The following is a 26,653-nucleotide window of genomic DNA, read 5'->3' on the forward strand; positions in this document are numbered from 1 at the left end:
GGGGAAGGGGTGGACTCCCTGTGGCCGCTCCTTCCACTCCTTGCACCCCGATTCCATGCTCCGCCTCCTCCCGGCCCTCCTCTTCCTGACCGCCGCCGCGTGCGCCACGGCGCAGCCGACGCGGACGCTCGCCGGCGACGACTGGTGCGACGACGTCGAACGCGGGTGGGGCGGGGACCGCGACGAGCGGTTCGGCGCCTGCGAGGTCCGCGAGGTCATCCTCCCCGCGGGGAGCGTCGCCGTCGGGGGCCGCAACGGAGCGATCACGGTCCGCCCGTGGGACCGCCCCGATGTCCTCGTCCGCGCCCGGGTCTCCGCCCGTGGTCGGACGCAGGCCGAGGCCGACCGGCGCCTCCGCGCGGCCCGGCTCGACGTCGGCCGCGACGCCGTCCGCGAGCGGCCGCCGCGCCGCCCGAACGACGGCGACGTCGTCGCCTACGAGGTGTTCGCGCCCCGGCAGACCAACCTCTCGCTGCGGACGATGAACGGGGCCATCTCGGTCGAGGGCATGGCCGGCGCCCTCGACGTGCAGACGATGAACGGCGGGCTCAGCCTCCGCGACGTGGCCGGCGCCGTCCGCGCGCGGACGATGAACGGGGGCATCGACGTGGCCGTCGGCGGGCGGGGCGGGGTGGGCGCCGGGCTCGACCTCGAAACGGCGAACGGCGGGATCTCCGTCGCCCTCCCCCGGGGCTACTCGGCCGACGTCGTCGCCTCGACACAGATGGGCCAGATCTCGACCGAGGGCGTCGCGCTCGACGCCGAGCGCCGGGACCGCGGCCAGTTCGGCGACCGGCTCGCAGGGCAGATCGGGGCGGGCGGGCCGACGCTCTCGGCCGTCACGCAGCGGGGCGGCATCTCCATCCGCGCCGCCCGATAACGTCATCGTGGAAGGCGTGGAGGCTGTTTGGTAGAGGCCCCACATTCTCCTCCCCCCAGCGGGGGAGGCCGGGAGCCGCAAGGCCGGCGCAGCCAACCGTCAGGTCGGCGCAGCCAGGGGGGACCGGAGTCGGCCGCCCCGCCCGCACGTCGATTCCGATCCCCCTCCCCGCCCTTTGGGTCCGGCCCTCCCCCGCTGGGGGAGGGGAACCCCAAGCAGCCTCTTGGAGGCAGATCATTTTTGTGGATGTACGTGCTAATTTTTTAGCATCTGCCTGTAACCCCCGCCCCGCCCCTTCCGTCTCTCGGCCACACCCGCCCCGCCCCGATGCGTCTCGCCCTCCTCCTCGCTCTCGCCGCCCCGCTCCTGCTGGCGCCCCCCGCGGCCGCCCAGACAGCGGCCGACTCGGGCGCGGCGCCCGACCTCCGGCCCCAGATCGCCGCGGCGGCCGTCGAGCCCGGGGCCGTCGACCTCGACGGGCGGCTCGACGAGGCCGCGTGGGGCGGGGCGGCCGTCGCGAGCGGGTTCGTGCAGCAGCGGCCGACTCCGGGCGCGGCGCCTTCCGAGCCCACCGAGGCCCGCGTGCTCTACGACGCCAAGGCCGTCTACGTCGGGATGCGGATGGTCGACAGCCGCCCCGCCCAGATCGACGCCCGCCTCGGCCGCCGCGACGCGTTCCTCGAGACCGACTGGGCGACCGTCATGATCGACTCGTACGACGACGACCGGACGGCCTTCATGTTCAGGGTCAACCCGGCCGGCGTCCAGGTCGACCGCCTCCTGTTCGACGACGTCAACGAGGACCAGAGCTGGGACGCCGTGTGGGACGTGGCCACGTCGCGCGACGAGGGCGGGTGGACGGCCGAGTTCCGCATCCCGCTCTCGCAGCTCCGGTTCGCGGGCGGGGCGGCGGTCCAGACGTGGGGGCTCAACGTCCAGCGCGTCCACTTCCGCACGGGCGAGACGTCCCTGTGGGCGCCCGTGCTCCCGAGCGACCCGGGCTACGTGAGCCGGTTCGGGACGCTCGCCGACCTCCGCGGCCTCGCCCCGCCCCGCCAGCTCGAGGTCGTCCCCTACCTCGCCGCGTCCGTCGAGCGGGCGCCGGGCGACGCGGCCGACCCGTTCTTCCGCGCCACCGAGGCCACGCCGCGCGTCGGCGCCGACGTCAAGTACGGGATCACGTCGGACCTCACGCTGACGGCGACCGTGAACCCCGACTTCGGCCAGGTCGAGGCCGACCCGGCGCAGGTGAACCTGGGCGGGTTCGAGCTCTTTTTCCAAGAGCGCCGGCCGTTCTTCGTCGAGGGAACGGACGTGTTCAGCCTCCGGCCCCGGCGCTTTTTCTCGAACAACCGGCCTAACCTGCTTTACACCCGGCGGATCGGGCGCGCTCCGCAGCGCCGCCAGTTCGTGCCGGCCTCGGTCTCCGACGCCGCCACCGACGGCGGCGCCGTCTACACCGACGCCCCGCAGCAGTCGACGATCCTCGGCGCGGCCAAGCTCTCGGGCCGCGTCGGCCGGTTCTCGGTCGGCGTCCTCAACGCGACGACCGGGAACGAGTACGGGCGCTACCAGGCGTTCGACGGCGCGGGCGGGGCGGTCGGGGGCGACGACCGCGTGCTCGTCGAGCCGCTCGCGAACTACCTCGTCGGCCGCGCGCGCGGCACGTTCGGGCAGACGATCGCCGGCGGCCTCCTCACGTCGGTCGTCCGCGACACGGGCGACCCGGCGCTCGGCGCGCTCCTCCCGACGATGGCGACCGTCGCCGGCGCCGACGTCGAGCACCGGCTGGGCGACGAGTGGCTCGTGAACGGCCAGCTCGCGGGGAGTCTGGTGACGGGCAGCGCCGACGCCGTCGCCCGCGTGCAGCGGGCGTTCCCGCGCCTCTACCAGCGGCCCGACGCCGATCACCTCTCGCTGGACCCGGCGGCTAGGTCGCTGGCCGGCTTCACGGGCGAGGTCAACGTGCTGAAGGCGGGCGGCGAGCACTGGCTCGGCGGGCTCCACGCGGGCGCGACGTCTCCCGGCTTCGACGCCAACGAGCTCGGGTTCCAGTCCCGGGCCGACTTCGCCAACCTGGGCCTCGTGGTCGTCTACCAGGACAACGAGCCGGGCGGGGGCCTCAACCGGTGGAACGCGAACGCCTTCCTGGGCCTCGGCGGCACCTTCGGCGGCGACCGGACGGCCACGTTCGGCGGCCTCGAAGGGAGCTTCCAGACGAAGGGCTTCTGGGGCGCCAACCTCAACTCGTTCGTCGGCGCGCGGACCGACGACGACCGGCTCACGCGCGGCGGCCCGCTCGCGACGAGCCCGGCGGCGGCCGAGGGCAGCGTCTACGCCTACTCCGACGACCGGCGGCCGGTCGCGGTGTCGGGCTTCGTCTACGGGTTCCGCGACGAGCTCGGCGGGTGGCGTCTCAGCGTGGACCCCGAGGTCGAGGTCCGCCCCGCCCCGGCCGTCTCGTTCGAGGTCGGCCCGAGCGTCTCGGTCGGCCGCAACGCGCGCCAGTACGTGACGGCGTTCGACGAGCCGGCCGCCGCGGCCACGTTCGGCCGCCGCTACGTGTTCGCCCGGCTCGACCAGGCGACGCTCTCGCTGCAGGCCCGCCTCAACTGGACGTTCACGCCCGACCTCACGCTCCAGCTCTACGCCCGCCCCTTCGTCTCGACCGGCCGCTACTCCCGCGTCCAGACGCTCGGCGAGCCCGGCCAGCTCCGGCTCCCCGTCTTCGGCGAGGACGCGGGCGGGGCGGCGGCCGAGAACGGCGACGGCTCGATCACGGTGACGCCCGGCGACGGTGGCGCGGCGTTCGACGTGGCCGAGAACTTTACGAGCCGTGCGCTCCAGGGCAACGCGGTCCTCCGGTGGGAGTACCGGCCGGGCTCGGCGCTCTTCCTGGTGTGGCAGCAGCAGCGATCCGGCTTCGAGCCCGACGGCGCCCTCCGGTTCGGCCGCGACGTGGGCGGGGTGTTCTCGGACCCGGTCGCGAACGTGTTCCTCCTCAAGCTGAGCTACTGGCTGGGAGGGTAGGGGGAATAGGAACGGGGAAATGGGAAATAGGACCGGGCAGAGGCGTTTCGAGGGACCGCCCCGCCCGAGAGCAGCGGGGCCGTCGCGAGGAAGAGGAATACCTCCCGCCCCGCCCTCGGGTCCTGGGGCGGGGCGGTCGCGCTCCTGGCGGAGCCGCGGGCGGGTCGAGCGCATTCCCCAGTTCCTATCCCCAGTCCCCAGTTCCTCTTTCCCCTCATGCGCGCCCTCCGGTTCCACGAACACGGCCGTCCCGCCGACGTCCTCCGCCTCGACGACGTCCCGCGCCCCGAGCCCGGGCCGGGCGAGGTCCGCATTCGCCTGACGCACCGGCCGATCAACCCGTCCGACCTCTCGCTCGTGCGGGGGACGTACGGGCGCTCGCGCGGGCTCCCCGCCGTCGGCGGGAACGAGGGGGCGGGGCGGGTCGAGGCCGTCGGGCCGGGCGTGGACGGGCTCGCGGTCGGCGACCGCGTGGTGAAGCTGGGCGAGGCGCCGACGTGGCAGGAGGCCGTCGTGGTCGCCGCCGAGGACGCGCTGCCCGTCCCCGACGCGCTCTCGGACGAGGACGCGGCGCAGCTCTTCGTCAACCCGCTGACGGCGCGGCTCCTGCTCGACGCCGCCCCGCTCGCGGCCGGCGACGTGCTCGTGCAGACGGCCGGGGCCTCGACCGTGGCCCGCGTGGTGACGGAACTGGTGACACGCCGCGGCGTGCGCGCGGTCGCCGTCGTGCGCAGCGACCGGCACGCCGACCGGCTCCGGGCGCTCGGCGCCGCCGTGGTCGTGGCCGACGGCGACACGGACGAGGCGCGGAGCGCGCTCGCGGAGGCCGTCGGCGAGGGCGGGGCGGCGGCCGTGTTCGACCCGGTCGCGGGCGGGGCGGGCACGCTCGCGCTGGGCGCGCTCCGCGAGGGCGGCACGCACGTCGTCTACGGGGCGCTCTCGGGCGAGCCGCTGGCGGTGTCGCCGGCCGCGCTCATCTACCGTGGCGTGACGGTGCAGGGCGTGTGGCGGACGCAGTGGGCGTCGCGGGCGCCGCGCAGCGAGGTCCGCTCGGCGCTCTCGGACCTCGCCCGGCTGGCCGCCGAGGGCGCGTTCTCGCTGCCGGTCGAGGCGGCGTTCGACCTCGCCGACGGCGCCGAGGCCGCGCGCGCGGCGCAGGAGCGCGGGCGGTGGGGGAAGACGCTCCTCACCGGCTAGGCGGGCGGGGCGGCCCCGCTATGCGTCGTCGTCGTCCCCATCGCCGTCGTCTCCGTCTCCGTCGTCTCCGTCGGCCGCGATGTCGGCGTCGGCCTCGCCGTCGACGAGTCCGATAAGGTTCTTGATCGCCCCGTGGATCGTGATCATGACGGCTACGAGCGCCCCGCCCACGAGTGCCCCGGCCCCGGCGATCACGTAGTAGAGGACGGTGTACACCGTGTCGCTCACCCCGCCCTCCTGGAACGGGATGGCGAGGACGAGGAGGACGACGGTGGCCGCGCTGAACACGGAGACGGCGATCGTGGCCGCCTGGCGGATCTGGCCGTAGAACTGGCTCTTGATCGGCTCGTCGGACGTCATGCCCAGCATGGTGAGCATGAGCGTGAGCGTCGTCGAGCTCGCGATCATGGCCGTCGAGAACAGCGACCGGGCCGTCGGCAGGACGGCTTCGAGGAGCGAGCGGGCGTTGTCGCCGCTGAGGCCGCTGAGCCCGACCGTCACCACGCCGACGCCCATGACGAGGGCGGCCACCCCGCCCCCGACGAGCGCCTGGCGGAGGAGGGTCCGGTCGATCGACGAGTGGTCGTCGTCGGAGGAGTGGTCGTCGGGCATAGGGGGGCACGGGGTCGGGGTGGGCCGCCCTGGAAGAACTGTGCCAGAGTCCGCTACCGACCGAACAGCCGCTTCAGCCCCTTGGCCGCCTCGGGGAGCACGAGCGGGACCGAGGCCAGCGACGCGAGCGTGGCCGACTGGCAGTACCAGCAGAGCGCCTTGTTCTCGGCCCACTCCTCGCGGCCCAGCGTGAGCGCGAACGCGGCGTCGCCGAGGACTTTGGCCGCGAGCGCGACCGGCAGCCACGGCGTGCGCTCGGCGCGGTCCTTCCCGCCGGCCCCGGCGAGGAGCGCCGTGATCCCGTAGCTCACGGTCATCATGAGGGCGTCGGGCGTGTCGTAGCGCTTGTAGGCGTAGTCGGAGGCGTCGACCTTGTCCGAGTTCCAGATCTTCCCCGGCAGGTCGGGGAGGTGCCGGATCACGCCGGTCTGGTAGAGCGAGACGACGACGCCGGCGAGCGCGCCGACGTTCGAGAGGGCGACGACGGCGCGACGGCGCTTGAGGTCGTCGGTCTGGGCCGTGCGGAGCTGGCGGCTGAGGGTGGTCGGGTTCATGCGGGCGGGGTGGGGAGGGGCGGTCTCACGCCGCTCGCGCGCGGCCGGTCCGCGGGCGGGGCGGGTTGGGAGAAACCCCGACTACGCCGCCCCGCCCGCGCGGCCCGCCCCGGGTCCTCCGCCCGAGCGGCCTCTGCGACGTCCCCGTTCCCGCTGGGAGAGGGGCGGCGCGCAGCAGAGCCGGCCCCGGGCGCCGATCCGGGGGCGCAGCCAGGGTGAGGGGCGGGCTGAGCCTATGCCACCTCCACACGGAGCGCGTCGCGCGCGGCGCGCAGCCGGGCCTCCGCCTCGGCCGCTGTCGCGCCCGTCACCAGGACGTGGCCGACCTCTTCGCCCGACCCCGTCCGCGGGCCGACCACGTCGCCCGGCGCCACGCGGAGGACGACCTCCTCGACGCCCGGGAGCGCGCGGCACGCCTCGGCGCCCTCGGCCCTCGTCACCCGCCCCGCCCCCGGGTGGACGATCCACGCTGCCGCCGAGCGCGCGGCGTGGGCGGGGAGGCCAGGGTTGTCGCCCAACTCCGCCCGGAGCACGGCCTCCCACGGGTCGACGCCGTAGGCGAGGCGGACGAGCGCCATCAGGTGCCCGCCCGGCGGACGCGCGGCCATCTCCCCGAACACGGGGCCGCCCGCGGTCTGGAACGCTTCGAGGTGCGTCATGCCGCGGTCGACGCCCAGCGCGCGCCGCGCGGCCTCGGCCAGCGCCCGGACGGCGTCCAGGCCGTCCGTCTCGGGCGGGGCGGGGAGGAGGCTGGCCCACGTGGGCACGACGTAGCGCGTCGCGTTGGTCCAGACCGACCCGCCCGCGCCGGTCTCGCTGCCGCCGAGTGTCTCGGCGCTCATCTCGACGCCGTCCACGAACGACTCGGCCATCCACCCCGGATCGAGCGCGTCCGGCACGTCGGCGCGCGTGCGGCAGACCGTGGCGCCCCGCCCGCCCGACCCGACGGCCGGCTTGACGACGAGCGGGAGGCCCAGCCGCTCGACGAGCGCGTCGGCGCTCAGGCCCTCCTCGGCCTCGACAACGTCGGCGCAGGCGAGGCCGGCGGCGCGGGCGGCCCGCTTCATCGCCCGCTTGTCGGTGCACGCGTGGGCCGCCTCGACCGTCAGCCCGTCCAGGCCGAGCACGGCGCGGAGGTGGGCGGCCGGGAGCACGGACCGCTCGGTGAGCGCCACGATGGCGGCGGGGCGGTGCGCCCGCAGCGACCGCGCCACGCGCCGCCACGCGTCGGGCGGGGCGGCAAAGGAGGCCTGGACGTGGCCGGCGAGGCGAGCCGCCCGGCGCGGCCCCGGCGGCGCCTCGGTCACGGCCACGGCGCCGAGCCCCAGCCGCTCGGCCGCGTCGAGCGCGCCGGCGCGGAGGCCGACCAGGACGACCGTGGTCACGCCCCCGAGCGGACGACGGCCTCGACCTCGTCGGGCCGCTTCGGGATGCCTGGCCCGAGCACGCGCGGCGCCCCGTCGGTGACGAGCACGTCGTCCTCGATGCGGACCCCGCCCAGCCCGCGCCAGCGGTCGATCTCGTCGTAGCGCAGGAACTCGGCGTGCCGGCCCTCGGCCTTCCAGGCGTCGATGAGGGCGTCGATCAAGTAGACGCCGGGCTCGACCGTCATCACATGGCCCGTGTCGATCCGGCGGCCGTAGCGGAGGAAGCTCGTCCCGAACTGCTCGCTCCGACGGACCTCGTCGTCGTACCCCACGCGGTCCTCGCCCAGCCCCTCCATGTCGTGGACGTCGAGGCCCATCGGGTGGCCCAGGCCGTGCGGGAAGAACAGGGCGTGGGCGCCGGCCTCGACCGCCTCCTCGGGGTCGCCCGCCATGAGCCCGAGCGCGCCCAACCCCTCGGCGATGCGGACGGACGCGCGGTGGTGGACGTCGCGGAACAGCGCGCCCGCTCGGCACCCGTCGATGCCCACCTCCTGCGCTCCGAGGACGACCTCGACCACGGCCCGCTGTCGGTCCGAGAACGCCCCGCCCACGGGCGCCACGCGCGTGACGTCGGCGGCGTAGCCCGAGCCCGGCGCGACGGCTCCGGCGTCGGCCAGCATGAGGTCGCCGGCCTCCAGGGCCGCCCCGCCCGGGTGCCCGTGGAGGACCTCGCCGTGCCGCGTGAGGATGATGGGGAAGCTGGGGTGCGAGCCCCGCCCGATCGCCAGCCCCTCCATCTGCCCGGCCACCTCCTGCTCGGTCCGCCCGGGCTGCGCGAGGCGCATCGCCAGCCGGTGCATGTCGGCGGCCACGTCGAGCGCCCGCTCGATCTGGGCCACCTCCTCGTCCGTCTTGACGAGCCGCTGCGCGACGACGGCGTCCACGAGCGCGCTAGAGGGCTCGACGGCGTCCGGCGCCACGCCCAGGAGCGCGGCCAGCTTGAGCCGCCCCGCCCCGCGGTACGGCGGCAGCGTGTGGACGGTCCGCCCCGCCCGCCGCGCCGCGCGGACGTCGTCGGCAAGCGCGTCGGGCGGGGCGGTGCGCTCGACGCCGACCGACGCCGCGCGGTCAGCGAGCGAGTCGAGCGGCCCCTCCCACACCACGTCGTCGAGCGTCGGGTCGTGGCCGTAGAGCTTCGCCTCGCCGGTCTCGGCGTCGAGCGCGAGCGCGAGGCCCGGCGCGTCGAGGCCGGCGTAGTACCGGAACGCGCCGTCCTGGCGGAAGGCGTACACGTTGCCGGCGTAGTTCATCGGCGCCGCGTCGTTGCCGGGCAGGACAATGAGGCCGGTGCCGACGGCTTCGGCGAGCGCGGCGCGGCGGGCGGCGTAGGTGGTGGGAGCGAACATGGGGGCGGGGTGGGCAGGCGCACGAAACGTACGGCTCCGGGCGGGGCGGCCGCTCCGCACGTTGTCAACGGCGGGCGGGGTGGGCCGGGGCTCCCTCCCGCAACGGCCCGCGGCTCTGTTCGCGGGCGCGGCATCTGGGGCGGCCACCCCGCTAGCACAAAAAAAGGGGAGCCCCAGGAACGGGGCTCCCCAATCGCCTTAAGGCGCGTCAACTCAGGTGCACATGTCACCGGGCTGCGGGTTGTCAGCCGGCGAGACGCACGCGTCGAGCGAGCCGGTCGACGTGCCGATCGACTCGCCGTTGTTGAAGATCTGGTCCGTCTGCGTCGTCCGCTGGTCGGCGGCCGTGATCGCGCGGACGTCGCCGAGATCGGCGAGGGCGGGGGTGTTGTACTGCTTCATGTTCTAGTGGCGGTTACGCCGGGAGAGAGTGAGGACGTCCCCGACGGTCCCAGGGGGACCCATCGGTTCTCGAACAGGTTACATCACGAACCCGCAGGCCTCATCATATTCTCCCCTAAGCCGCCGCGGAATTCGGGATCGTCGGGCTGTCCCGCAACCGAACCTGGGACCTGCTCCAGACGTCAGGGGGCCGTCTCCGCTCTCCTACACGTGCCTGTGGCCCTCACGCACCGCCTCCACACGACGACGCGGCTCGCGCTCCCGCGCTCGGAAGTTTTTGATTTCTTCTCAGATGCCGAGAACCTGGAGCGGATCACCCCGCCCGAACTCGACTTCGAGATCACGACGCCGCGCCCCATCGAGATCGGCGAGGGCGCGCTCATCGACTACCGCCTCGGCCTGTTCGGCGTCCGGTTCGGGTGGCGGACCGAGATCGTCCGCTGGGAGCCGCCGTACCGCTTCGTCGACCAGCAGGTCCGCGGGCCGTACCGGCGGTGGCACCACACGCACTCGTTCGTGGAGGTGGAAGGGCCGGGCGGGGCGGCCACGCGGATGGACGACGAGGTCCTGTGGGAGCTCCCACTCTCGCCCGCCGGCGAGCTGGCCTACCCGCTCGTCCGCGCCCAACTCGCGCGGATCTTCGGGTACCGTCAGCGCGCGATCCGCGAGCTCCTGGGCGGCGCGTGAACGCGGGGCGGGGTGGTGCGTCTCTCCGGTCCCGCTCCCCACGCTGCCATGCCCCGCCCCGCCCCTACGCCGCCCGGACCCGGCCAGGAGTCCGTCTGGGACTACCCCCGCCCGCCGCTCCTGGAGCCCGTCGGCGAGACGGTCCGCGTCGAGTTCGGCGGCCGCGAGATCGCGCGGAGCACGCGGGCGCTCCAGGTCAAGGAGACGAGCCACCCGCCGACGGTCTACGTGCCGCCCGAGGACGTGGCGGCCGGCGTGCTCCGGGCGCGGCCCGAGACGTCGGGGTGCGAGTGGAAGGGGCTCGCTGTCTACTTCGATGTCGTGGCGGGCGGGGCGGTCGCCGAGAAGGCAGCGTGGGCCTACCCCGAGCCGCTCGCGCCCTACGCGGCGCTCAAAGACCACGTCGCGTTCTACCCCGCGGCGATGGACGCCTGCTGGATCGGCGACGACCGCGTCGAGTCGCAGCCGGGCGGGTTCTACGGCGGCTGGGTCACGCCGCGCGTGGCCGGCCCGTTCAAGGGCGGGGCGGGCTCGTGGGGATGGTGAGTTGAACGTGGAAGGACGAACGCGCACGGGCGCCCGCCCCGCCCGGAGTTGCCTGGGGGCGGGGTGGCCTCCGCGGACGGGCTTGCGGCAGAGCGCCCCGCCCGGTTCACCCTTCCACGTTCCTCACCCCGCGGTCTCCCCCAGCCAGTCGGCGTAGAGGGCGGGGCGGCGGTCGCGGAGGAACAGGCGTCGCGCGTGCGAGCGCTCGACCTCGCTCAGGTCGACGTCGCAGATCAGCGTCTCGGCCGCCCCGCCCGCGCGCGCCACGACGCGGCCGTCGGGGGCGCAGACGAAGCTCTCGCCGGCGAACGTCAGCCGGTCCTCGGCGCCGACGCGGTTGGCGAGGGCCGTGAAGTAGCCGTTCTGGAAGGCAGCCACCTGCATCTCGGCCTCGTAGAGCCCGGCCGGCCACTCGCCCACGGCGCCGGCCTGCGGCACCACGACGACGTCCGCTCCGCCGGTTTGCGGCCCGCCGAGGGCGAGCGCGCGCATGACCTCGGGGTAGTGCCGGTCGTAGCAGATGGCGACGCCCACGCGGCCGGCGGCCGTGTCGTAGACCGGGAGGCCCGCGTCGCCCGGCGCGTAGTAGCCCTGCTCGTGGAAGCCCTCGTAGTCCGTGATGTGGACCATCCGCGTCCGCCCGAGCAGCGTGCCGTCGGCGTCGATGACCGGCGACGTGTCGAACGTCCGGTCGCCGTCGCGCTCGAACACGTTGAGGACCGCGACGACGCCGTGCCGGGCCGCCCGCTCCTGGAACGCCTCGACGGTCGGGCCGGGCACGGGCTCGGCGTGCGCGAGCGTCTCGGGCGTGGCGTGGCGCTGCGGCCAGAACGGGTGGAACGCGAGCTCGGCGTAGGCCACGAGGTCGGCGCCGGCCTCGGCGGCCCGGTCGAAGGCGTCGAGCCCGCGCGCGAGGTTGGCCGCGAGGTCGGCGGTGGCGGGCTGCTGGACGAGGGCGAGGCGCATGTTGAAACGATGAACGGTGAACGACGAACGCTGAAGGGGTGCCCACCCCGCCCGCGCGTGCAGGAGCGGGGCGAGGTGGAAAGCACAAGATGGCACTGGCCCACCGCGCCGTTCGCGGTCGGGCCGATGTCGTTCCCGCATTCCACATTCCGCATTCCTTTCGCGGTCCAGGGCGGGGCGGGGCGGTTGATTGGCCGCACGCACTCACCACCCCGCCCCCACCGACATGGAGCGCACGCTCGCCATCATCAAGCCCGACGCCGTCCAGAATGGGCACGCCGGCAAGATCCTCGACCGCATCCTCGCCGAAGGCTTCGCCGTCCGCGCGATGAAGCTGGTCACGCTGACGCAGGCCCAGGCCGAGGGCTTCTACGCCGTCCACGCCGAGCGCCCGTTCTTCGGCGAGCTCACCGAGTTCATGGCGTCCGGCCCGTGCGTCCCGCTCGTGCTCGAGCGCGAGGACGCCGTCTCGACGTGGCGCGAGGTGATCGGCGCCACGAACCCGGCCGACGCCGCCGAGGGCACGATCCGCAAGCAGTTCGCGACGTCGGTGGGCGAGAACGCCGTCCACGGCTCGGACTCGGCCGAGAACGGCGTGAAGGAGGGCCGCTACTTTTTCCCCGAGAGCGAGATCGTGCAGAACGGCGCCGCCGTGATCGACGCCTAGGCCGCCCCGCCCTTTGGGTCCGCCCCTCGGCTCCGCCCGCTGGGCCGCCGGCGCTCTCCCGGGCGCCGGCGTTTTTTGTGCCCGCCCCGCCCTTTGGGTCCGGCAGCGCGTGGGCGGACCCAAAGGGCGGGGCGGAGGAGAAACGGGGGCGGGAGGCGCGGGACGGCGGGATCTTTCGTTTCGCCCTCGCATCCGCTCTCTACTCCACCCGCCCCGCCCGATGCCGCTGTCCGCCCTGCTCGTCCTGCTCACGCTCCTGGGCTTCCAGGCAGACGCCGCTGGGGCGACCTCCGCCGCCCCGCCCGCCCCGCCGCCGTCGGTCACGACCGGCGCCCAGCGGCTCGTGAACGAAGGGTTCGCCCCGCTCGCGGCGCTCGGGCGGGGCGGGGTGGTCCGCGTCGGGCTCGTCACGAACCACACGGCGCGCGTGGACACGGCGGACGGCGGACCGGCCCACCTCATCGACCGGCTCGCGGCGGCCCCGGACGTCGCGCTCGCCGCCCTTTTCGGCCCCGAGCACGGGCTCCGCGGGACGGCCGAGGCCGGCGCCGGCGTCTCGGGCGGGGCGGACAGGGCGACGGGCACCCCGGTCTACAGCCTCTACGGCGCGTCGCGGAAGCCGACGCAGGCCCAGCTCCGCGGCCTCGACGCGCTCGTGTTCGACATGCAGGACGTGGGCGCCCGGTTCTACACCTACATCTCGACGATGGGCTACGCCATGCAGGCGGCGGCCGAGGCCGGCGTCCCGTTCGTCGTCCTCGACCGGCCTAACCCGATCGGGGGCGGGGCTGAGGGCTGGGTCATGGGGCCGCGCCACACGTCGTTCGTCGGCCTCTACCCGGTCCCCGTCACGCACGGGCTGACGGTCGGCGAGCTGGCGCGGATGGTCGCCGGCGAGGGCTGGCTGCCCGGCCTCGACGGCCTCGACCTCCGCGTGGTCGAGATGGGCGGCTACCGGCGCGGGATGCCGTGGGAGCAGACCGGCTTGGCGTGGACCCCGCCCTCGCCCAATGTCCCCGACGTCGAGACCGCCCGCGTCTACCCGGGCACGGGCTTTTTCGAGGGCACGACCGCCAGCGAGGGCCGCGGCACGCGCGTCCCGTTCACGCACGTCGGGGCGCCCTGGGTCGACGCCGACGCGCTCGCGGCGACGCTCAACGCGCGCGGGCTGGCGGGCGTCCGGTTTGAGCCCGCGGCGTTCACGCCCGTCGACCTCCCCGGCCAGGCGACGGACCCGAAGCACGAGGGCGAGCGCGTCGGCGGCGTCCGCCTCGTCGTGACCGACCCGGCCGCGTTCCGGCCCGTGGCGGCGGGCGTCCACGTCGTCGAGGCCGTGTACCGGCAGGCGCCGCCCCGCCCGCGCCGCTCGTTTTTCAAGGCCGACTGGCTGGCGAAGCTGGCCGGCACCGACCGGCTCCGCGCGGCGCTCGTGCGCGGCGACGACCCGGCCCAGATCGCCGCGTCGTGGGCGGGCGAGGCGTCGGCCTTCGAGGCCCGCGCCGAGCCGTACCGGCTCTACGAGTAGCGCCCGCCCCGCCCGCACCACGGGCGGGGCGGCGCACTCACACGCCCGCCGTGTCCAGGCCGACCAGCCGGTACGCCCCGTCGACCACGTCGAAGCGGAGCGTCGCCGTCGCCTCGCGCGCGGCCTCGTCCTCGGGGACGACTCGGCCGGCTCGGTCGTAGCCCACGCGCACCGTCGCCTCGCGGGCCACGCCGTCGCGGCGGAAGTCGCGGGCTGTGAGGGCGAGGACGCGGCCCAGGAACGGCTCGCCAAAGACGACGGCCCCGCGCGCGTCGAGCGCCGCCGCCCCGCCCGCTCCGGCGAGCGCGTCGAGCCCGCCCCGCCCCGCCCGAGCGGCCGTCTGGAACCGGGGCCAGAACGCGCGGAAGTCGGGCGGGGCGGCCGGTGCGTCCGCCGAGTCGGGCGCGGCGCGGAGGCTGTCCAGCAGCGGGCCGGCGTCGAGCGCGGAGTCGGCGGAGACCGTGTCGAGCGGGGCGGGGCGGTCTGGGCCGAGCGTGTCGACCCGGGCGCTCGGCGTCGGGGCGCGGAGCGCGCCGGGCTCGGCCTCAGTCACAGCGACGCCCTCGGCGTCCGACCCGCACGCGGCGAGCCCGACGAGGGCCGCCAGGAGCAGGGCGGGGCGGAACCGACGCGTCGGCACGGCCTCAGGCGTCGGGGATCGGGGCGGCCCGCTGGCTCTCGGGCGCGGCGGCCGGCGGCGCGTCCGGGCCGGCGTCGCGGGGCACGCCCCAGAGCACGGCCGCGGCGACCCCGAGGTAGCCGCCCAGGAGCAGGAGCGGGGCCACGACGAGTGAGAGCGTGCTGTCGACGGCGTCGGGGTTCGTCGCGTTGTCGACGAGCATGAGCACGTAGCCGAGCAGGATCAGCCCGACCGCGCCCAGCAGCAGCACGTAGTTCACCCGGTCGAACGGCATCGTCGTCACGCCGCGCGTGGGGCGCTCGGCGCGGGGCGCGGAGCGGCGCGGGGACCGGCGGGCGGGGCGCTGGGGCATGCGGGTGGGGCGGGGTGGAGCCCGAAGGTAACGGCCCGCCCCGCCCGCTCGCGTCCGCCCAGGGCGGGGCGGCCGGCCGCCGCGCGGGCCGCGCCCTGACCGACGACGCAAAAAGGCGTGCACCCGCCCCGCCGGTGCACGGCCCGAGCGGGGCGGCCCGTTCTGCCGCTCCGCCGAGCGGGGAGGACCCGCGCCCGCTCGCCGCCGGTCTAGCTTCGCCCGCGCTCCCCCCGCCCCGCCCGGGGCTCCCCGCCCGGGGTCCGCCCCCGAGACCGCCCATGCCGACGCCGCTCCTCCGCCCCGCCCGCCTGCTCGCCGTGCTCGTCCTCGCCGTGGCCGGCGTGTGGCTCGTGCCCCGCCCCAGCCTCGCCGACGCCGACGGCCAGGAGGCCCAGATCCGCAGCGCGATCGACGAGGTTCTCGCCGACCCCGACCTCCCGACGGCCTTCTGGGGCGTCGTCGTGCGCGACGCGCGGACGGGCCGCATCGTCCTCAGCCGGAACGCCGAGAAGCGGTTCCTCCCGGCCTCCAACCTCAAGATCCTGACCACGGCCACGGCCCTCGACGCGCTCGGGCCGGACCACCGCTACACGACGCGGCTCTACCACCTGGGCACGGTCTCCGAGGACGGCACGCTGGCCGGCGACCTCGTCGTCCGCGGCTCCGGCGACCCCACGTTCGGGAGCGACGGCCGCGGCGACCCGCTCGAGGACTGGGCCGAGGCGCTCGCCGAGGCCGGCGTCAAGCGCGTGACCGGCCGCATCGTCGGCGACGACGACGCGTTCGAGGACGCCCGCTACGGCGAGGGTTGGGACGTCACGCACATCGCGACCGAGAGCTACGCCCCGGCGGCCGGCGGGCTCGTGTGGAACGACAACCTCGTCGGCATCCAGATCGCGGGGACGTCCGCCGGGCAGCCGGTCCGGTTCGAGTCCGACCCGCCCGGGTTCGTCACGCTCCGCGGCGACGTGCGGACGGGCGGCCGCGGCCGCATGGACGTCGAGCGGACGCTGGGGACCGACGAGTTCGTGCTCCGCGGCGTCGTCCCGACCGGGTACCGCGGCACGCTCCAGGTGCCCGTCGCCAACCCCACGCTCTACGCCGTCTACGGCCTCGCCGACCGGCTCCGCGAGGCCGGCGTCGACGTCTCCGCCGCCGACCTCGTCGACGTCGACGACCTCGACGGCGGCCTCGACTACGGCGACGCCGAGCCGCTCCGGGTGTCGGTCTCGCCGCCGCTCCGCGAGATCGTCGAGCAGATCAACCGCGAGAGCGACAACCTCTACGCCGAGCAAGTCTTCCGCACGCTCGGCGGCGGCACCGTCCGCGCCGCCGAGGACCGCGTGCAGGCGTTCGTGACCGAGGCCGGGGCCGACGGCGACGCCCTCTCGATCGCCGACGGCTCGGGCCTCTCGCGCAAGGACCTCGTGACGCCGGACGCGCTCGCCGCCGTGCTCCGGGCCATGCGCTCCCACCCCGCCCAGCGCGCCTTTCTCCGCTCGCTCCCCGAGGGCGGCGGGTCGGGCTCGACGCTCCGCAACCGGCTGGGCGGGGTGGGGGTCCGCGCCAAGACCGGCTCTCTCCAGGCCGTCCGCTGCCTGGCCGGCTACGTCGACGGCCCCGACGGGACGCCCTACGTGTTCGTCCTCATGGCGAACAACTACACGACGCGGGGCGGCCAGATCGCGGCTGCCCAGGACCGGATCGTCCGCGCGATCGCCGCCGGCGGCCGCCTGCCGGCGGACGAGGAGTGAGGGATGAGGGATGAGGGATGAGGGATCGCGCGGGCGGGGCGGTCCTGGGAAACGTTCCACGTCCTCTTCGCTCCATGCCCCGCCCCGCCCCGCTCTGAACGTCGGGAGCGCGGGCGGGGCGGCCGGCCAGAGAGCGGGAAGATCCACCGCGGCTGAGGCCCCAGGCTTCGCCGCCGCTGCGCGGCCGGGGTGACGGAGGGGGAGAGCGCGGCGGCCTCGGAGGGCACGCCCGTGGGGCTCGGCGCCCGCCGCCGGCACCCGTAGTTTGACCGGACGCTCGCCCCCCGCGCCCGCTCCATGTCCGCCGTTTACGAAGGCTCCCTCGTCTCGCCGTCCGGCGCCCGCTACGCGATCGCCGCCGGCCGGTTCAACGACGCCATCACGCGGCGCCTGCTCGACGGCGCCCTCGACGCCTTCGCCCGCCACGGGGCCGACCCCGACGCCGTCGACGTCGCGTGGTGCCCGGGCGCCTACGAGATCCCGCTCGTGGCCCAGGCGCTGGCCGAGACCGAGCGGTACGACGCCGTCGTGTGCCTCGGCGCCGTGATCCGCGGCGCTACGGCCCACTTCGACTTTGTCGCGGGCGGGGCGGCCAGCGGGTGCCAGCAGGTGGCGCTCGACACCGGCGTACCCGTCCTGTTCGGCGTGCTTACCGTCGACACCATCGAGCAGGCGTGGGAGCGGGCCGGCACGAAGGCCGGCAACAAGGGGGCCGAGGCCGCCGCCGCCGCCATCGAGATGGTCTCGCTCCGGTCGCGCATCGCCGCCGGCCCGGACGCCTGAGCCCCCGCCGCGCCCGCCGACCGCTACGCGACCCCGCCCCGCCCCGCCCATGCGGCTCCCGCTCGCGTTCGCGCTCGCCGTCCTCGCCCTCGTGTCCTCGGCCGCCGCCCAGGACGGCTGGCGCGCCTACCCCGCCTTCAACGAGGTGACGGCCGTGGCCTCGGCGCCCGACGGCGTGTGGGCCGGGACGTCGGCCGGCGTGTTCTTCTACGGCGTCCCCGACGGCGAGATCGCGACGTACACGCCGGTTGGGGCGCTCCGCGGCGGCCCGCTCGGGGCTCTCGCCTACGACGCCGGGCGGGGCGCGCTGTGGGTGGGCTACGAGGACGGCCTCCTCGAACGGCTGGACGCCGAGACCGGCGACGTTGCCTCGTTTTTCGACCTCACGCGGGCCGACCAGTACGCCGCGCGGGGCGTCCGCCAGATCCGCGTGGCCGGCGACGTGCTCTACCTCGCCACCGACTTTGGCGTCGTCGTGTTCGACGCCGCCGCCGGCCGCGTCCTCAGCACGTACGACCGGATCGGGACGCTCGGCGCGGGGACGCCGGTCAACGACGTGGTCGAGGCGCCCCGCCCGGACGGCGGACCGGGGCTGTGGGTGGCCGCCGAGGGCGGGGCGTTCTACGCCGACCGGACCGGCCCCAACCTCCAGGCGCCGGGGGCGTGGGCGCGGGCCGATGGGTTCGAGGGCGAGGCGCTCTCGCTCGCGCTCCTCGACGGCGCGCTCTACGCCGGCGGCGGACCGGCCGGCGCGCGCGACCTGTACCGCGCGACGGCGTCCGGCCCGTGGGAGCGGCTCCTGTTCGTGGACAACCCCGTGGGCGACCTGGCCGCCGACGGCGGCCGCCTCCTCGCCGTGTCGCCGGCGTTCCTCTACGTCGTCCAGCCCGGGCTCCCGACGCGCCGCTACGCGGCCCCCGAGGTGACGGCGCTCCGCGCCGTCGCGGTCGGCCCCGAGGGCGGGGCGTGGGCCGGCGACGCCGCGCTCGGCCTGTTCCGCGTCCCGCTCGCCGAGGGCGACGGGATCGTGGCCTACGAGCCCCAGCGCGTGCTCCCGCCCGGTCCGTTCACGAACAACATCACGGGCATCGACGTGGGGCGGGGCGGCGTGCTGTGGGCGTCGACGGCGCGGCTCGCGGCGGCCAACACGGCGGCCGTCAGCCGGCTGGAGGGCGGGGTGTGGACGGATTACCTCACGCGCGACCCCGCCCTCGACATCGCCCGGACCGACTTCCGCGCTGCGTCCGTGGGGCCGGACGGCGCGTTCTACGCCGGCGCCGAGGGCGACGGCCTCACCGTGTTCACCGAGGACGGCGTGCCGACGACGTACCGCGAGGGCAACTCGTCGCTCCTGGCGGCGACCGGGGCGCCGGGCTACCTCGTGGTCCCCGACGTCGCGTTCGAGGGCGACCGCCGGTGGGTCCTCAACCAGTTCACGCCCCGCCCACTCCACCTGTTCGCCGCCGACGGCGCGTGGGCGGGGCTGCCGTACCCGGCCGGCATCCCGTCGTCGGCGTTCCCGGTCCGCCTCGCGGTCGACCAGAGCGGGTACAAGTGGCTGGCCCTGGGCGGGAGCGGCCTCGCCGTCTGGGACACGGGCGCCGACCCGGCCGACCCGCGCGACGACCGGGCCGTGCGCTACACGCCGGCGACCAGCGACCTCCCCGCCCCGACCGTCACCGACGTGGCCGTCGACGGCCGCGGCCGCGTTTGGGTCGGGACCGAGCGCGGCGTGGCGACGGTGGCCTTCCCCGACGCCGCCTTCGGGGGCGACCCCGGCCTCTCGCGGCTCGTCATCGCCGACGGCGCCGACTTCTTCCTCCGCGACGTGGCCGTCAACGACCTCGAAGTCGACCCCTCCGGCCGGGTGTGGATCGCGACGACGTCCGGGGCCTTCCTGGTCAACGAGGCCGGCAACGACGTGGCCCGCGAGGTGACGGCGGCCGCGAGCCCGCTCCCCTCCGACGACGTCCTCGCCATCGCCGTCGACCCCCGCTCGGGCCGCGTGTTCATGACCACGGCCGAGGGCCTGTTCAGCGTCGCCGGCGACGCGACGCTCCCGGTCCCCAACTCGGACGGCCTCCGCGCCTCGCCGAACCCGTTCCGCCCCGCCCAGTCCGCCGACGGCGTCCTCGTGACGGGCTTGGCCGGCGCCACGTCGGACGTCCGCGTGATGACCGTGGCCGGCGACGTGGTGTGGGCCGGCGAGGTCTCGGGCGGGGCGTTCCGCTGGGACGGCCGCGACCAGCGGACGGGCCGGCCGGCCCCGTCGGGCGTCTACCTCGTGGCGGCGGCCGCCGAAGACGGGGAGACGGTCTACGGCAAGGTGGCCGTCATCCGGTAGCCGCCCCGCCCGCTGGGTCCGCTCTGCGGGCGGGGTGGGGGAGCCGGGCGGGGCGGGCCTTCAACCATTTTCAACCGCCCGCGTCTGGCGCCCCGTTCCGGCGCGCGTAGTTTGGGCTCCCCGTGCCTGCACGGACACGGCGGCTATAGCTCAGTTGGTTAGAGCGCCTGGTTGTGGTCCAGGAGGTCGTGGGTTCAATTCCCACTAGTCGCCCCGCGGCCTGTGCCGCTGCCCTCTGCGGGCACCCCGCCGCGTTCATCTAGGGGTCTAGGATGCCACCCTTTCACGGTGGTCACACGGGTTCAAATCCCGTACGCGGTACCCCGCGCCGCCGGCGGGGGCAGAGGGGCGGGGCGGCTCAGGCCGCGAGCGAGTGCACCTCGCCGTTCCAGTCGGCCGCGAACCGGAGGAACCCGTCCAGCGTCGCCGGCAGCTCGGCCAGGCGCACGAGGCCCATCGACCACGAGGGGAACAGGCGGCCCGGACCCACCTCGACGTGCGAGGCGCCGACGACGTCGGCGAGGGGGCCGCGTGCGAGGACCTCGACTTCGGTGTGACGCGGGTCGCCGTCGATCAGCTGGAGCAGCGTGTCGAGCGCCTCCTCCGGCCCCTCCAGCCACTGCACGAACTCGCCCGGTACGCCGGGGATGGCGTCCATGTGTCCCCGCAGCAGGAGGCCCGTCACGTCGAGCCGCCGGTTCCGGCGCTGCGCGGCCTCGATGATGTCGTTGAGGTCGGAGGCGAGGAGGCCGGGGCGTTCGAGCGAGCGGTACAGGAGGGCGTGCATGGGGGTCTAACGAGCCGCCCCCGCCGAGAGTCCCCCCTTGCCCCCGCTCAGGCCGTCGCCTAGGTCGCCATAGTGGCCGCCCGCACGCCGGCTCGGACGGCCAGGAGCAGGGCGACGGGGAAGAACGGGGCGGGGAGGGTCTGCGGCAGCCCGGTCCACGCCAGGGCTGCGAGCACCGTCACGACCGCCGCGGTGCCGAAGTAGACGCGCCACGCCGCCCGCCCCGCCCCGCCCACCGCGAGCGTCACGGCGGCCAGGAGGTGCGTCGGCCACGCCCAGAGCACGTTGAGGTTTGGCCCCGTCACCTGATGGTCCGTGGCGGTCCACAGGAGGAATCCCACGAGGCCGGCGAAGCCGACGGCCCCGAACAGCACCGTGTCGCCCCACCGCCCCGCCCGGCCGTGCGCGCGCCACCCGCCGACGGCCGTCGCGCCCAGCCCGAGCGCGAGGACGCCCCACCCCGCCCACGTCGGCACGGGCGGGGCGGGGCGGGGGAGGCCGGCGCCCGGGACCCAGAACAGCGTGTCGCGCGAGGCCACGAGCGGGCGGCCTCCGACCGTCGCGCGGTCGAGCTGCGCGGCCAGTTCGAGGGGCAGGAACGCCTCCTCGCGGGCCGAGGCGACCTGGTCGGTCGGCAGCCCGAGGCCGAAGTTCGCGCCGGTCCCCACCGTGGGCGCGCCGGCCCAGTAAGGGCGGAGGAGCGCGCGGAACGTCTGCGGTCGCTCGGCCGGCGGCAGCCTGAGCCCGGGCGACCCGGCGGCGACGAGGGCGGAGTCGACGTTGTCGAGGAGCCGCGTCGAGCAGTTGTCCCAGAAAAAGTCGTAGCGGTAGGCCCGATTCTGGGGCAGCGCGTTCTCTTCCAGGCGAGCGTAGAGCGCACGCGCGGCCTCGGGCGAAAGCCGCAGCCGCTGCTCGATGATCGGACGTTCTTCGAGCTGGTACTGCTGGAGCACCGCCCAGAACGGGGCCGTGTCGAGCACGTAGTCGAGCCGGCCGCCGAGAAAGCGGAGGACGAAAAACGACTGGTCAAAGTCGAACGTCCCAAAGTTGTACGTCTGGTCGATGCCGGCCGCGTCGTCGCGGATGCGGAGCGCGCTGTGCCCGAACAGGCTGTAGACCTGGCGCCCGGGGAGCATGGTCAGCATCGAGACCTGGACCGAGTCCGAGAGCCCGGGCGCGAACGCGGACGGCGCCGGCGCCGCGCCGTACGAGACGGCCGCGGGCGGGGCGGCGGGCTGCGCGCCGAGCGGGGCGGCGAGCACGAGCACGAGGGCCACGAGGCCGGCGAGACGGGCGGGGGGACGCATGGCGCCAAGCTACCGCGCGCCTCGCCGCCGCCCCGCCCTCAGGCGCCCGGCCGTGCGGTGCGGGCGCCCCGCGTCGACCGCTCGTAGCGGAAGGCCTCCAGGTCCTCCGGCGCGTCGACCGTCTCGACCGCCCCGTCGCAGTCGCGGCAGCGGAAGACGACGGCTGAGGGCCGCGGGTGCGTTCCCGTCGCAAAGCGCATGGCGCCGAGCGCCCCGTAGAGCCGCTCGGCCTCGACGCGCGGGTGCTCACGGTCGTGGCCGCACCCGCACGCGATCCCGCCCGCCGCGAGGGCGGGGCGGGGTGGGGCCGGCGCCCGCTCGCGCTCGCGGACCCGGAGCCGGCGGAGCGCCTCGGCCGCCTGCCGCCCCTCGGCCTCGTCGTCGCGCGCGGTCCACACGGCCACGGCCTGGTCGAGCGACCACGGCCCGCCGCCCCACACGGCGAACACGGCGAGGAGCGCCAGCACGAGCGCCGCAAACGCGAACGACTGGTCCGCCACGCCCGACGGGAGGTGGAGGAGCGCGGCGCCGGCGAGGACCGGGATCTGGACGAGCGCGGCGAGCCGCGTCAGCAAGCCGGCCGCCAGCAGGAGGCCGCCGCAGACGTGGGCGAGGCCGACGTAGTTGAGGACCACGAGCGACCCCAGCGTCTCCTGGCTCGGCCCGGGCACGAGGCTGAGGTACGCGCTCGGGTCCGCGAGGAACACGACGCCGCGGACGAAGAGGCCGGCGCCGAGGTACACGCGGACGACGTCGAGGGCGCGGCCGCGGTGGGCGTCGGCCCAGGTGGCGAGGGAGTCTAGCATGAACGTATGGAGAACGTTCCCATCTCCTTAGAGACCTAGTGCCTATTGGTTCCGTCTCGTACCCGATCCGCCGCAGGAAGAGGACGACGACAGGAGATTCCTGAGCCTCCGCCCGCCCACCGCGCGGGGCGGACCCGGCGGGCGGGGTGGCCGGGCCGCCCGCCCGGTAGCTTGCCGCCGCTCCCCACCCCGCCCATGACCCGCCGCGAGAAAGCCGCCGCCGTCCTCGACCGCCTCCGCGCCGACATCCCGGCGCCCGAGACGGAGCTCCGGTACCGGACCGAGTTCGAGCTCCTGGTCGCCGTGATCCTCTCCGCGCAGTGCACGGACAAACGCGTCAACCTCGTCACGCCGGCCCTGTTCGAGGCCTACCCCGACGCCGCGGCGATGGCCGAGGCCGAGGCCGACGAGATCTTCCCCTACATCCGGTCGGTGTCGTACCCGAACAACAAGGCGAAGGCGCTCGCCAAGACGGCCCGGATGCTCCGCGACGACTACGGCGGCGAGGTCCCGCGCGAGCACGCCGAGCTGGTCAAGCTGGCCGGCGTCGGGCGGAAGACGGCGAACGTGGTTGTGGCCGTCGCCTTCGACGAACCGGCGATCGCCGTCGATACGCACGTGTTCCGCGTCTCGAACCGGATCGGGCTCGTCAAGGACCGGCCGACGCCGCTGGCTGTCGAGAAGGGGCTCCGCCGCGTGATCCCGCGCGACGCGTGGGGCGAGGCCCACCACCTCCTCATCCTGCACGGCCGCTACACCTGCGAGGCGCGCGCGCCCAAGTGCGGCCGCTGCCCGCTCGTCGGCCAGCCCGACGGCCCTGACCTCTGCGACTACTACGCCGCGCTGGAGCGCCTCCCCGCCCCGCTCGACGGCCTCGACCCGACGCGCGGCCGCTACTACTCGAAGACGGCCCGCCGCTACTTCGACGAGCCGGCCACAAAAACCGACCGCGCCGGCGTCGAACAAATCGCTGACCCGTGGACGGGCTCGATGAGCGTGTTCGACACGAAGACGGGCCGGACGACGAAGCGCGTCAAGGACTACCGGGTTTGAGAGAGTGAAGAGTGGTGCGGACTGGGTGCGCCAGATTTGTTCCGCCCCGCCCCTTTCAGACGTGGGCGGGGCGGTAAGAGCAAGGCCGCCGTCGACTGGAAGCGGCGGCAGTCCCCCTCCTGGACACCGCGCAGCGTCGGCGCAGCCAAGAGGGGCTAGGGGTGGTGGATGACGCGAGCTGGGCAGTCCTGAACAGCGCCGCCCCGCCCGCCGCCGCCCCGCCCGACGGCGGGCGGGGTGGTCGTGGGTGGCGAGACGGGTCGAACCACCGCCCCGCTCGGCGTCAGGCCACCCCGTTGCATGCAACGGCGCTACCGGGGCGGGGCGGTCGGATCTTGCCGCTCGCCGCTCGCCGCTCGCCGCTCGCCGCTCGCCGCTCGCCGCTCGCCGCTCGCCGCTCGCCGCTCGCCGCTTCTGGACGGGCGGGGTGGGCATCTTCCGCCTTCCGCCTTCCGCCTTCCGCCTTCCGCCTTCCGCCGTGTCCCTGCTCTCCGACTTCAAGGCGTTCGCGCTCCGCGGCAACCTCGTCGACCTCGCCATCGGGTTCACGGTCGGCGCCGCGTTCACGACCGTCGCCGAGTCGCTGGTCGACGACCTCATCATGCCGCCGCTGGGCCTGATCCTGGGCAACACCGACTTTTCGGACTACTACCTCCTGCTCCGCGCCGGCGACGCCGCCCCGCCCCCGTACGAGACGCTGGAGGCGGCCCAGGCCGCCGGCGCGGTCACGTTCAACTACGGCGCGTTCCTGACGAGCCTGCTCACGTTCCTCGTCGTGGCCGTCGCCGTGTTCGTGCTCGTCCGCCTCGTGAAGCGGGCCGGCGACGCGGTCGAGGACGAGTTCGGCGAGCCCGACACGCCCGACACGCCGGACACCAAGAAGTGCGCGTACTGCCGCGAGAACGTGCCGTACCAGGCCAGCCGGTGCCCCAACTGCACGTCGTTCCTGGGCACGGACGGCGGCCCGCTGACGCCCGACGCCGCCGTCCTCCCCGCCGGCGCGGGCGGGGCGGCGTGATGAGGGATGAGGGATGAGGGATGAGGGATGAGGGATGAGGGATGAGGGATGAGGGATGGTGGGCCGGGCAAAAGTTCCGGCCGTTTTCCGCCCCGCCCCGTGGCTCCCCGCCCCGCCCGCCGTCATCTTCGCCCGTACCCCGTACCCCGTACCCCGTACCCCGTACCCCGTACCCCGTACCGCCCGTGCCGAACAAACACCTGCTCCTCATCCTCGACGGCTACGGCATCGCCGAGGACTCGTCCGTCTCCGCCGTCGACGCCGCCGAGACGCCGTTCCTCGACGGCCTCTTTGCGCGCGCGCCGCACTCGACGCTCGAAGCGTCGGGACGGGCCGTCGGGCTGCCGCCAGGGCAGATGGGGAACTCCGAGGTCGGCCACATGAACCTGGGGGCCGGGCGCGTCGTGGACCAGGACATCACGCGGATCGACAAGGCCGTCGAGGACGGGTCGCTGGCCGAGAACGCCGTGCTCCGCGCGGCTGTCCAGCGCGCCCTCGCGAACGGGACCAAGCTCCACCTGATGGGGCTCGCCTCGACGGGCGGGGTCCACTCGCACCTCGCGCACCTGCTCGCGCTCCTCAACCTGGCGGCGAAGGAGGGGCTGAAGCCGGAGTGCGTCGTCGTCCACGCGTTCACGGACGGGCGCGACACGGACCCCGAGGGCGGGGCGGGGTACGTCCGCCAGATCCAGGATGGCATCGCGTCGGCCGGCGTCGGCGTCGTCGGGTCGGTCGTGGGTCGGTACTGGGCGATGGACCGCGACAAACGCTGGGAGCGGACCGAGAAGGCGTACCGCCTGCTGACCGAGGGCGCGGGCGCGGCCTACGCCGACCCCGTGGCGTACCTCGAGCGGAGCTACGCCGACGGCGTCACGGACGAGTTCGTCGAGCCGGGCGCGCTCGCGGGTCCCGACGGGCGGGGCGGGGCGCAAACCGCCGGGGCGGGCACGCGCATCGAGAGCGGCGACGCCGTCGTCTACTTCAACTTCCGGTCCGACCGCGGGCGCCAACTCACGCAGGCGCTCACCGACCCCGACTTCGACGGGTTCGACCGCGGCCCCCGCCTCGACCTCCACGTCGCTACGATGACGGCGTACAGCGCCGACTTCGGCGTGCCGGTCGCCTTCGAGAAGGCGAACCTCGCGGACACGTTGGGCGAGGTCGTCTCGCGCGCCGGCCTCACGCAGCTCCGCGCGGCCGAGACCGAGAAGTACCCGCACGTCACGTTCTTCTTCAACGGCGGCCGCGAGGTCCAGTACGACGGCGAGAGCCGGATCCTGGTCCCCAGCCCGAAGGTGGCGACGTACGACCTCCAGCCCGAGATGAGCGCGCCCGAGCTGTCCGAGCGCGTGGCCGCCGCGATCCACGACGACGCGCCGGACCTCGTGGTCCTCAACTTCGCCAACCCCGACATGGTCGGCCACACGGGCGTGTTCGAGGCCGCCGTCGCCGCCGTCGAGGCCGCCGACGCGGCGGCGCGCGTGGTCGTCGAGGCGGCCGCCGAGCGCGGCTACACGGTCGAGGTCATCGCCGACCACGGCAACGCGGACAAGATGCGCAACGCGGACGGCTCGCCCAACACGGCGCACACGACGGCGCTCGTCCCGCACCTCATCCTGCGCCCCGGCTTCGACGGCCCGATCCGCCCCGGCAAGCTGGGCGACGTGGCCCCGACGATCCTCGACCTCATGGGCGTCGAGGCGCCGCCGGCGATGACGGGGACGTCGCTGGTGGGGGAGGGGGCGTAGCGGCCCGGGGAAGGGGCAAGGGGGTGCGCCGCCCCGCCCTCGCCCGCGGCGGGCGGGGTGATCGTTGGGGGCGGGAGGCGGAGTCAGCCGCTCCGTTTTCCAGCCGGCGCCACCCCCCCCTGGCGCCGCCCCGCGCGACCTGCGGACCGCCCCGCCCCGGCATGCGCAACCTGCGGGCCGCCCCGCCCGTCTCGCGCCACCCCGCCCGACGGCCGCGCACGA

The 26,653-nt window shown here is 75.3% G+C and carries 24 protein-coding genes and 2 tRNA genes; 15 read left to right on the top strand and 11 right to left on the bottom strand.

Annotated features, from left to right (window positions below):
- The first annotated feature begins 55 nt into the window (after nucleotides 1–55).
- The 3 genes from RQM47_RS07060 (at nucleotide 56) to RQM47_RS07070 (ending at nucleotide 5,107) form a co-directional block, all read left to right on the top strand.
- Complete coding sequence (locus RQM47_RS07060) at nucleotides 56–880, top strand: DUF4097 family beta strand repeat-containing protein (RefSeq protein ID WP_311662035.1); 825 nt, start codon at nucleotides 56–58, stop codon at nucleotides 878–880.
- A gap of 327 nt (nucleotides 881–1,207) precedes the next feature.
- A complete protein-coding gene (locus RQM47_RS07065) occupies nucleotides 1,208–3,910 on the top strand; it encodes a DUF5916 domain-containing protein (RefSeq protein WP_311662037.1) in 2,703 nt (900 codons plus the stop codon).
- Between the two features lie 216 nt (nucleotides 3,911–4,126).
- Complete coding sequence (locus RQM47_RS07070; RefSeq protein WP_311662039.1) at nucleotides 4,127–5,107, top strand: zinc-dependent alcohol dehydrogenase family protein; 981 nt, start codon at nucleotides 4,127–4,129, stop codon at nucleotides 5,105–5,107.
- Between the two features lie 18 nt (nucleotides 5,108–5,125).
- Here the strand turns inward: RQM47_RS07070 and RQM47_RS07075 are convergent, their stop codons facing one another.
- The 5 genes from RQM47_RS07075 to RQM47_RS07095 all read right to left on the bottom strand — a co-directional run bounded on the left by RQM47_RS07075 (nucleotide 5,126) and on the right by RQM47_RS07095 (nucleotide 9,448).
- Nucleotides 5,126–5,719 carry a hypothetical protein gene (locus RQM47_RS07075; RefSeq protein WP_311662040.1) on the bottom strand — a complete coding sequence of 198 codons (594 nt, stop codon included), beginning with the start codon at nucleotides 5,717–5,719 and terminating at the stop codon, nucleotides 5,126–5,128.
- A gap of 53 nt (nucleotides 5,720–5,772) precedes the next feature.
- Entirely contained in the window at nucleotides 5,773–6,273 is a 501-nt protein-coding gene (locus RQM47_RS07080; RefSeq protein ID WP_311662041.1) for a vitamin K epoxide reductase family protein, read from the bottom strand.
- Between the two features lie 233 nt (nucleotides 6,274–6,506).
- Nucleotides 6,507–7,658 carry an ATP-grasp domain-containing protein gene (locus RQM47_RS07085; RefSeq protein ID WP_311662042.1) on the bottom strand — a complete coding sequence of 384 codons (1,152 nt, stop codon included), beginning with the start codon at nucleotides 7,656–7,658 and terminating at the stop codon, nucleotides 6,507–6,509.
- On the bottom strand, nucleotides 7,655–9,046 hold the full coding sequence (locus tag RQM47_RS07090; protein ID WP_314008129.1) for an aminopeptidase P N-terminal domain-containing protein: 1,392 nt from the start codon (nucleotides 9,044–9,046) through the stop codon (nucleotides 7,655–7,657). Before RQM47_RS07090 ends, RQM47_RS07085 begins: the two co-directional genes overlap by 4 nt.
- A gap of 213 nt (nucleotides 9,047–9,259) precedes the next feature.
- The gene (locus RQM47_RS07095; protein ID WP_311662046.1) at nucleotides 9,260–9,448 is read right to left on the bottom strand and encodes a hypothetical protein; all 189 of its coding nucleotides are present in this window, start codon (nucleotides 9,446–9,448) and stop codon (nucleotides 9,260–9,262) included.
- Nucleotides 9,449–9,664: 216 nt separating this feature from the next.
- Here RQM47_RS07095 and RQM47_RS07100 point away from each other — a divergent pair, with 216 nt between their 5' ends.
- Together RQM47_RS07100 and RQM47_RS07105 are read left to right on the top strand one after the other, a co-directional pair.
- On the top strand, nucleotides 9,665–10,135 hold the full coding sequence (locus tag RQM47_RS07100) for an SRPBCC family protein (protein WP_314008132.1): 471 nt from the start codon (nucleotides 9,665–9,667) through the stop codon (nucleotides 10,133–10,135).
- A 48-nt stretch (nucleotides 10,136–10,183) separates the two neighbouring features.
- Nucleotides 10,184–10,681 carry a DUF427 domain-containing protein gene (locus RQM47_RS07105; protein WP_314008134.1) on the top strand — a complete coding sequence of 166 codons (498 nt, stop codon included), beginning with the start codon at nucleotides 10,184–10,186 and terminating at the stop codon, nucleotides 10,679–10,681.
- Between the two features lie 123 nt (nucleotides 10,682–10,804).
- Here RQM47_RS07105 and RQM47_RS07110 read toward each other — a convergent pair whose 3' ends face one another.
- Nucleotides 10,805–11,647: a carbon-nitrogen hydrolase family protein gene (locus RQM47_RS07110; protein ID WP_314008137.1), complete on the bottom strand. Its 843-nt coding sequence runs from the start codon at nucleotides 11,645–11,647 to the stop codon at nucleotides 10,805–10,807.
- Nucleotides 11,648–11,873: 226 nt separating this feature from the next.
- Here RQM47_RS07110 and ndk point away from each other — a divergent pair, with 226 nt between their 5' ends.
- Together ndk and RQM47_RS07120 are read left to right on the top strand one after the other, a co-directional pair.
- A complete protein-coding gene (gene ndk, locus RQM47_RS07115; RefSeq protein WP_311662053.1) occupies nucleotides 11,874–12,314 on the top strand; it encodes a nucleoside-diphosphate kinase in 441 nt (146 codons plus the stop codon).
- A gap of 220 nt (nucleotides 12,315–12,534) precedes the next feature.
- Complete coding sequence (locus RQM47_RS07120; RefSeq protein WP_314008140.1) at nucleotides 12,535–13,839, top strand: DUF1343 domain-containing protein; 1,305 nt, start codon at nucleotides 12,535–12,537, stop codon at nucleotides 13,837–13,839.
- A gap of 37 nt (nucleotides 13,840–13,876) precedes the next feature.
- Here the strand turns inward: RQM47_RS07120 and RQM47_RS07125 are convergent, their stop codons facing one another.
- Nucleotides 13,877–14,479, bottom strand: coding sequence for a hypothetical protein (locus RQM47_RS07125; RefSeq protein WP_314008143.1), 603 nt, complete (start codon nucleotides 14,477–14,479; stop codon nucleotides 13,877–13,879).
- A 4-nt stretch (nucleotides 14,480–14,483) separates the two neighbouring features.
- Entirely contained in the window at nucleotides 14,484–14,831 is a 348-nt protein-coding gene (locus RQM47_RS07130) for a DUF3098 domain-containing protein (RefSeq protein ID WP_314008146.1), read from the bottom strand.
- 278 nt (nucleotides 14,832–15,109) lie between these two features.
- Between RQM47_RS07130 and dacB the strand changes: the two genes are divergently transcribed.
- From dacB to RQM47_RS07155, 5 genes are all read left to right on the top strand, one after another.
- Nucleotides 15,110–16,585 (top strand): D-alanyl-D-alanine carboxypeptidase/D-alanyl-D-alanine-endopeptidase, encoded by a 1,476-nt coding sequence (dacB, locus tag RQM47_RS07135; protein WP_314008148.1) that lies wholly within the window; start codon nucleotides 15,110–15,112, stop codon nucleotides 16,583–16,585.
- A 297-nt stretch (nucleotides 16,586–16,882) separates the two neighbouring features.
- On the top strand, nucleotides 16,883–17,368 hold the full coding sequence (ribE, locus tag RQM47_RS07140; RefSeq protein ID WP_311662061.1) for a 6,7-dimethyl-8-ribityllumazine synthase: 486 nt from the start codon (nucleotides 16,883–16,885) through the stop codon (nucleotides 17,366–17,368).
- Between the two features lie 49 nt (nucleotides 17,369–17,417).
- The gene (locus tag RQM47_RS07145) at nucleotides 17,418–19,712 is read left to right on the top strand and encodes a two-component regulator propeller domain-containing protein (protein WP_311662063.1); all 2,295 of its coding nucleotides are present in this window, start codon (nucleotides 17,418–17,420) and stop codon (nucleotides 19,710–19,712) included.
- 139 nt (nucleotides 19,713–19,851) lie between these two features.
- A tRNA-His gene (locus tag RQM47_RS07150) sits at nucleotides 19,852–19,925 on the top strand.
- A gap of 35 nt (nucleotides 19,926–19,960) precedes the next feature.
- A tRNA-Glu gene (locus RQM47_RS07155) sits at nucleotides 19,961–20,033 on the top strand.
- A gap of 37 nt (nucleotides 20,034–20,070) precedes the next feature.
- Here the strand turns inward: RQM47_RS07155 and RQM47_RS07160 are convergent.
- Genes RQM47_RS07160 through RQM47_RS07170 form a run of 3 tightly spaced genes read right to left on the bottom strand, consistent with a single transcriptional unit; the run spans nucleotide 20,071 to nucleotide 22,612 of the window.
- Nucleotides 20,071–20,499, bottom strand: a complete 429-nt coding sequence (locus RQM47_RS07160) for a BLUF domain-containing protein (RefSeq protein ID WP_314008150.1) — start codon at nucleotides 20,497–20,499, stop codon at nucleotides 20,071–20,073.
- Between the two features lie 59 nt (nucleotides 20,500–20,558).
- Entirely contained in the window at nucleotides 20,559–21,806 is a 1,248-nt protein-coding gene (locus tag RQM47_RS07165; RefSeq protein ID WP_314008152.1) for a DUF4105 domain-containing protein, read from the bottom strand.
- Nucleotides 21,807–21,844: 38 nt separating this feature from the next.
- Nucleotides 21,845–22,612 (bottom strand): DoxX family membrane protein, encoded by a 768-nt coding sequence (locus tag RQM47_RS07170; protein WP_314008157.1) that lies wholly within the window; start codon nucleotides 22,610–22,612, stop codon nucleotides 21,845–21,847.
- 195 nt (nucleotides 22,613–22,807) lie between these two features.
- Here RQM47_RS07170 and nth point away from each other — a divergent pair, with 195 nt between their 5' ends.
- From nth to gpmI, 3 genes are all read left to right on the top strand, one after another.
- Entirely contained in the window at nucleotides 22,808–23,665 is an 858-nt protein-coding gene (nth, locus tag RQM47_RS07175; protein WP_314008160.1) for an endonuclease III, read from the top strand.
- A 478-nt stretch (nucleotides 23,666–24,143) separates the two neighbouring features.
- Nucleotides 24,144–24,683: a large conductance mechanosensitive channel protein MscL gene (mscL, locus tag RQM47_RS07180; RefSeq protein WP_314008163.1), complete on the top strand. Its 540-nt coding sequence runs from the start codon at nucleotides 24,144–24,146 to the stop codon at nucleotides 24,681–24,683.
- Nucleotides 24,684–24,868: 185 nt separating this feature from the next.
- Nucleotides 24,869–26,431 (top strand): 2,3-bisphosphoglycerate-independent phosphoglycerate mutase, encoded by a 1,563-nt coding sequence (gene gpmI / locus RQM47_RS07185; protein WP_314008166.1) that lies wholly within the window; start codon nucleotides 24,869–24,871, stop codon nucleotides 26,429–26,431.
- Nucleotides 26,432–26,653 lie beyond the last annotated feature (222 nt).

This window comes from Rubrivirga sp. S365, from assembly GCF_032248475.1.
Classification (GTDB): Bacteria; Bacteroidota; Rhodothermia; order Rhodothermales; family Rubricoccaceae; genus Rubrivirga; species Rubrivirga litoralis.